We start from the raw sequence: 6,118 nt of genomic DNA, 5'->3' as shown, positions 1-6,118 counted from the left end.
AGCTGGAGCCTTGGACACAAAGTTCTCGCGACGATCGCCGCCCTGCTCCTGCTCGCCGCGATCGCACTCATCGGCTACTGGCTGCTGGATCCGGCGACGTCGCCGAACCGGGGCAACACCGCACCCTCGGTGTCCACCGAGATCGCCACGACCACTCCGGAACGCACCGGCAGCACGGTAACCCGACCGAACCCGACCTCACCGTCGCGCACCAGCGACGCTACGACCACCACCACCGTCACCGAGGAGTCGACGGAGTCGGAGCGCCCGCAAACCCCGACCCCGCCGTCGCGGACCAACCCGCTGCCCGACTGGATCCCGCAGCTCCCCGGAATTGGTGGGTAACCGATGGCACCTCAGCAACTTCTCGCCGACCGGTATGAGCTCGGCGAGGCATTGGGCTTCGGCGGTATGTCGGAAGTGCAGTTCGCGCGGGATCTGCTGCTGCACCGCGATGTAGCCGTCAAAATCCTGCGTCCGGACCTGGCCCGCGATCCGACGTTCTACATCCGCTTCCAGCGCGAAGCGCAGAACGCGGCGAAACTGAATCATCCGACGATCGTGCAGGTCTTCGACACCGGAGAAACCGACACCGACGAGGGTCCGCTGCCGTTCATCGTCATGGAGTACGTCGATGGCGAGACACTGCGCGACATTCTGCGGGCCAATGGCCCGATCGCGCCGCGCCAGGCGATGGCCTGGATGGCCGATGTCGCCGCCGCGATGGACTTTTCGCATAAGGCCGGGATCGTGCACCGGGATATGAAGCCAGCCAACGTCATGATCGACCATACCGGCGCGGTGAAGGTGATGGACTTTGGCATCGCGCGCGCCATGGACGACACGTCGGCGACGATGACCCAGACCTCCGCGGTAATGGGCACCGCCCAGTATTTGTCGCCCGAGCAGGCCCGCGGCATCAAGGTGGATCCGCGCAGCGATATCTATTCGATGGGCTGTGTGCTGTTCGAATTGATCACCGGGGAACCACCGTTCACCGGTGATTCGCCGATTGCGGTCGCCCACCAGCACGTCCACGAGGACCCGCGCCGCCCGTCGCAGGTGAACGCGGAGATCTCACCGGAACTCGACTCGGTCGTCATGAAGGCGATGAGCAAGAATCCGGCCAACCGTTATCAGACGTCCGGCGAGTTCCGTGCGGACCTGATCAAGGTGATCGCTGGCGGCAAACCATCGGCACCCATGCTTCTCGACGCCGATGACGACGATGTACTAGCTCTGACCGGCGCGCAGAGTCTCGCGAGCGCGTCGGGCGGCCGTCGTCGCGGGGTTGCGCTCGATAGCACTCCTACTTATTCGCCGCGACGCCGCCGGGTACGGATAGCGGTGGCGCTGGTTTCGATCCTCACCCTGATCATCGCCTTTTTGGCCTGGTCACCGTGGAGTGCTGGCGGCGAAATGGTCGCGATCCCGATGGTCACCGGACTGACGGCCGACGCCGCTAAAGACAACCTTGAGCAGACCGGATTCCAGGTGAAAGAAATCGCCGAGTCCAGTCTCGATGTGGCTGTCGGCCTGGCGACGCGCACCGCACCGGGCAATGGTGTCCCCACATCCAAAGGCTCGGAGGTGACGCTGTACGTCTCGTCCGGTCCGCAGCGCCGAGCCATCCCGGACCTGCGCGGGAAGACGCAGAAAGAAGCCACCGAAGTCTTGAGCACGCTGGGCTTCACCGAGATCAAGACTGAGAAGACCGAGTCCACCGTCGCGTTGAAAGACAAGGTAGTGCGCAATACGCCGAGCACCGGCAGCGAGACGGCAGTGAACACCACGGTGGTGCTTTACGTGGGCACCGGCCCCCGCGAAGTAACTATCCCCGACCTCACCGGCCAGACCGAGGCGGAGGCGCGCACCGTTCTTGAGCAGATGGGTCTGGAGATGAATGCCGTGCCGGGCGACTCCGAGCGCCCGACGGGCCAGGTCGTCTCGACGTCACCGAAAACCGGCGACACCGTCGAGGTCGGCAGCGTCGTGCGGGTCGTGATCTCACGCGGCAACCAGTTCGTCGTACCGGATCTGCGCGGCAAGACTGTCGCGTCGGCCAAGGCCGCCCTCACCGCGGCGGGCTGGGAGGAGAGCACCATCAACGTGCGCCAGCGTCCGGTCGGTCTGACCTCCGCCGACATCGGCAGGGTGGTTGAACAGTCGCCGAGGGCTGGGGCCAAACTGGCCAAGGACGGGGCGGTGGAACTGGTCGTCGGACGCGCTGGCCTCTAGCCGAGTCGCGGTCCGCCGAGACCGGCGGTTCAGGTGGCCAGCGCGCTGGCCACCTCGGCTTCCAGCGCGGCGACCCGCTGTTCGGGAACGTCGTATCCGCACATGTGCAGCCAGTTGGCCAGCATGCGGTGTCCGCCCTGCGTCAGCACGCTCTCCGGGTGAAACTGCACCCCGTGGATCGGCAGCTCCCGGTGTGCCATCGCCATGACAATCCCGGACTCGGTCCGGCCGGTCACCTCGAGCTCGTCGGGGATGGTCTCCGGCAGCACCGTCAGCGAATGGTAGCGCGTGGCCACGAACGGGTCGGGCAGGCCAGCCAGGACGCTCTGGCCATTGTGCGTGACCAGTGAGGTCTTGCCGTGCAGTAGTTCCGGTGCCCGGTCGACGGTCGCTCCGAAAGCCGCGCCGATCGCTTGGTGGCCGAGGCAGACGCCCAGCAGCGGGGTGGCGGCGGCTGCGGCGACCGGAATGATCGGCATCGTCGCACCGGCTCGCTGCGGGGTGCCCGGTCCGGGGGAGAGCAGGATGCCGTCGTAGGCCGCGACAACACCGGGCAGGTCATCGAGGCGCTCGTCGTCGTTGCGCCACACATCGGCATTCACCCCGAGCTGGCCGAGGTACTGGACCAGGTTGTAGACGAAGCTGTCGTAGTTGTCGATGACGAGGATGCGCACGCTGCCAGGTTAACGGTTTGCAGCTGCTCCCGGCCGCTGGGTTACCGTAGAGACATGCCTAAGTCAAAGGTGCGGAAGAAGACTGATTACACGATCAACCCGGCGAGCCGCACGCCGGTGAAGGTCAAGGCCGGCCCGTCGGGTGTCTGGTACCAGGCCGTGATGTTCGGTTTCATGCTAGTCGGCCTGGCCTGGCTGCTGGTTTTTTACCTCGCTGCCTCCAACGACAGCCGCCCCGTCGCCCAAGAAGGCGGCTGGCTGCATTGGATGTACAACCTCGGTCAGTGGAACATGCTGATCGGCTTCGGTCTGGGTGTCATCGGCCTGCTGATGACCATGGGCTGGCGCTGACCGATCCCTTCCAGCCCCCGATGAGCCATGCCTTGTCGCTGGGTACCGAACCGTCGACCAACGACGTCTCCTCGCTGATCGAGTGCCCTTCGACCGCGCAGGACCCACGCAGCGAGTCGAAACAAGGACCTAATTACATGTGTGTAAGTAATCCACACTGTGGAAATCACATGTGTGTAACTCATCCCCATTGTGGACAGGCGCTGTGGATAACTCTGTGAACGACCGTGTCCACCGCTGGTCGACACCCCTTCCCGGCGGCCTGGCCCTGCTCGGCGTCGGAATCGCGCTCGGCGTCGGGTCGTGGGCCAGCCACCCCGATCGTCCCGCGATGTTTGTGCTGGCCGTCGCAGCAATCGGTGCCGCCGCCGTCGGCCTGATCGCGCTACTGCGGCGGCCGCGGCTAGTCGTGGGTCCCGGCGCACAATTGCGCGTCGGGACGCTCCGCGGACCGACCACACTGACACCGGCGGACACCCAGTCGGTCGAGCTTCTCGGCACCCGGCGCCTGGCGTTCCGCTCGCAACAGCTTCTCATCGAAGACACCGCAGGCCACCTGATGGTCTTCGGGCGCTGGGACCTCGGAGAGAACCCGGCCGTGGTCTTCAGCGCGCTGGCGGCCGCTGGTTTCCCGGTCACCGACCGAACTGTCCGCGACGCCGACTAACCCGTGTTGCGGCCCGAGTTCGCGCCCTCGGGTTCGGGATCGGTTCCCCCCTACACGCTGTACGCGGTTACCAGCCCTACACCGATACCGGCCGCAATGACCAAGAGCGCGACCAGCGCGATTGCGCCCACCCGGCTCACCCGGTCCGCAGTGCGTTGTTCGGCGGGCAGCACCGCCGTGGGCAGCCAGAGGACCGCGAGGGTACTGAGCGCGCCAAAGAGCAGTCCGCCCAAATGGGCCCAGATCGAGATGCCTGGGATAGTCACCGACATAGCCACGTTCAGGCCGATCACCACCAGAATCGAGGTGGCCGGCAGTTTCAAGCGCAGCACCACGATGAGCAGGGCGCCCATCAAACCGTAAATTGCACCGGACGCACCGGCCGTCGCGACGACGCCGGGTTGCAGCAGGAGGACCGCGGCGCTACCGCCGAGCAGACTGGCGAGATAGATCGCGCCGTACCGAAGTGGACCGAAGAGCCGCTCCAAATCCCGACCGATGATGTACAGCGAGATCATGTTCAGCGCAATGTGCGGAACACTCCAGTGCAGGAACCCCGACGTCACTAACCGCCAGTATTCGAAGTCCACATCCGGCCGGAAACCCGGACCGAAGCCGGTGGAAAGTACGCCCCACTCCATCAACGGCGACGCCCCGACGATTCCCGCGCCCTGCCACATGCAGAGCGCGAACACGACGACGTTGACCGCGATCAGCGCATAGGTGACCACCGGGGTCCGGTGCGCCGCGTCGGCGGCAACCTGCGGGGCGGTGCCCACGCGGACCGTCGCCGCCTCGCGAGCGACGCAGTCGACGCAGTGCTGTCCTACCGGGGCCGCGCGCAGACACTCCGGGCAGGCCAGCTGCCCGCACCGCGAACACGAGAGCGCGGTGGGGCGGCCGGGATGCCACGTGCAGGTCTGCGGCCCGGTAACGGGATGTCCCATCTGTGAGCCGTTCGAGATCAGTTGATCTCGATGCTCTCAATCACCACATCGTCGTGCGGACGGTCGCCACGGTCGGTGGCAACGGCGCCGATCGCGTCCACCACGGCACGCGAATCTGCGTCGACGACCTCACCGAAAATGGTGTGGCGACGATTCAGGTGCGGCGTCGGAACCGTGGTGATGAAGAACTGCGAGCCGTTGGTGCCCGGTCCGGCGTTCGCCATGGCGAACAGGTAAGGGCGGTCGAACTGCAGGTCGGGGTGGAACTCGTCCTCGAACTGGTAGCCCGGGCCACCGCGACCGGTGCCGGTCGGGTCGCCGCCCTGAATCATGAAACTGTCGATGATTCGGTGGAAGATACTGCCGTCGTAGAACGGGCCGCTGTCGCCGCCCTTGGCGTTGGTGGTCGAGTAGTCGCGGGAACCATCGGCGAGACCGACGAAGTTGGCGACAGTCTTGGGCGCCTGGTCTTCGAAGAGCTCGACGACGACGTCGCCGCGGTTGGTGTGCAGGGTTGCGGTCTTCTTGTCATCACTCACGCTTCCATCCAATCATGTCGGCCCGCCGATGGGTGGCGACTAGACCTGTGCGGGGTGGCCAGGGCTCGGTTCACCTGGCACGCTTGATCTATGTCAAAGAATGCCGCGGCCGTCGTCGTCTCCGTCCTCGCCGCGATCGGCGCTGCCGTCGCGATCGCTTTGCGCCTGGCCCGCACCGAGCACCCGCCGGTCTCCGCCCAGGTGCCCCGCATCGACGACTTGGGCTGACAGTGCTGACCCTGCCGAACCTAAGCGAGTAGTTTGGACGGGTGTCCTCTGATCAACCGCACGATCCCGCGAGCGTGGACGAACCCCCCAGCGACGGCAGCGGGCGAGTTCGCGCACCAGCCGACCGCCGTGCGCCAGGACCGCAGGCGAACGTCGAACCGTCGACGAGCGGCGACCTGCCGCCGATGATGGTCCAGTCCGTGCCGGATCCGACCAGTCCGGCCGAGCCGCCAGTCGTCCAGCGCGCAAGCTATCCCGGCACCGCAGCGGCGAACCAGTCTGCACCCGCGCCGCATCGACAATCCGCCCGCCACTACTCGGCGACAGCCGCTCGCCCGGCCCCCGCGCCACCCCAGCCTGTCCCACCCCAGCCTGTCCCACTCCAGCCTGTCCCACCCCAACCTGTCCCACCCCAGCCCGGCCCACCCCAACCCGGCCCACCCCAGCCGGTTCCGCCCCAGTCCGCCGCACCCC

Annotated in this window: 7 protein-coding genes and 1 pseudogene; 5 read left to right on the top strand and 3 right to left on the bottom strand. The window is 66.3% G+C overall.

The genetic code is table 11. From position 1 onward, the window contains the following. Positions 1-345 (top strand): annotated as a pseudogene (locus WAW85_RS08155) (serine/threonine protein kinase); the annotation flags it as partial. A 3-nt stretch (positions 346-348) separates the two neighbouring features. Next, positions 349-2,238: a Stk1 family PASTA domain-containing Ser/Thr kinase gene (gene pknB / locus WAW85_RS08150; RefSeq protein ID WP_422559119.1), complete on the top strand. Its 1,890-nt coding sequence runs from the start codon at positions 349-351 to the stop codon at positions 2,236-2,238. Between the two features lie 29 nt (positions 2,239-2,267). Here pknB and WAW85_RS08145 read toward each other — a convergent pair whose 3' ends face one another. After that, positions 2,268-2,912 (bottom strand): aminodeoxychorismate/anthranilate synthase component II, encoded by a 645-nt coding sequence (locus tag WAW85_RS08145; RefSeq protein WP_422559118.1) that lies wholly within the window; start codon positions 2,910-2,912, stop codon positions 2,268-2,270. A 54-nt stretch (positions 2,913-2,966) separates the two neighbouring features. On the opposite strand from WAW85_RS08145, the gene crgA reads away from it, so the two are divergent. Both crgA and WAW85_RS08135 read left to right on the top strand, forming a co-directional pair. Further along, positions 2,967-3,263, top strand: a complete 297-nt coding sequence (crgA, locus tag WAW85_RS08140) for a cell division protein CrgA (RefSeq protein WP_422559117.1) — start codon at positions 2,967-2,969, stop codon at positions 3,261-3,263. Between the two features lie 217 nt (positions 3,264-3,480). Next, complete coding sequence (locus WAW85_RS08135; protein ID WP_422559116.1) at positions 3,481-3,930, top strand: PH domain-containing protein; 450 nt, start codon at positions 3,481-3,483, stop codon at positions 3,928-3,930. Between the two features lie 50 nt (positions 3,931-3,980). Here WAW85_RS08135 and WAW85_RS08130 read toward each other — a convergent pair whose 3' ends face one another. Both WAW85_RS08130 and WAW85_RS08125 read right to left on the bottom strand, forming a co-directional pair. Next, positions 3,981-4,877: a rhomboid family intramembrane serine protease gene (locus tag WAW85_RS08130; protein WP_422559115.1), complete on the bottom strand. Its 897-nt coding sequence runs from the start codon at positions 4,875-4,877 to the stop codon at positions 3,981-3,983. A gap of 17 nt (positions 4,878-4,894) precedes the next feature. Further along, positions 4,895-5,416 (bottom strand): peptidylprolyl isomerase, encoded by a 522-nt coding sequence (locus tag WAW85_RS08125; protein WP_422559114.1) that lies wholly within the window; start codon positions 5,414-5,416, stop codon positions 4,895-4,897. Positions 5,417-5,506: 90 nt separating this feature from the next. Here WAW85_RS08125 and WAW85_RS08120 point away from each other — a divergent pair, with 90 nt between their 5' ends. Next, positions 5,507-5,644 (top strand): hypothetical protein, encoded by a 138-nt coding sequence (locus WAW85_RS08120; protein ID WP_422559113.1) that lies wholly within the window; start codon positions 5,507-5,509, stop codon positions 5,642-5,644. Positions 5,645-6,118 lie beyond the last annotated feature (474 nt).

Origin of the sequence: Gordonia sp. (in: high G+C Gram-positive bacteria), from assembly GCF_049299075.1 — a bacterium.
Classification (GTDB): Bacteria; Actinomycetota; Actinomycetes; order Mycobacteriales; family Mycobacteriaceae; genus Gordonia.
The sequence above is the reverse complement of the archived record's forward strand: the minus strand, read 5'-3'. Positions and strand labels throughout refer to the sequence as shown.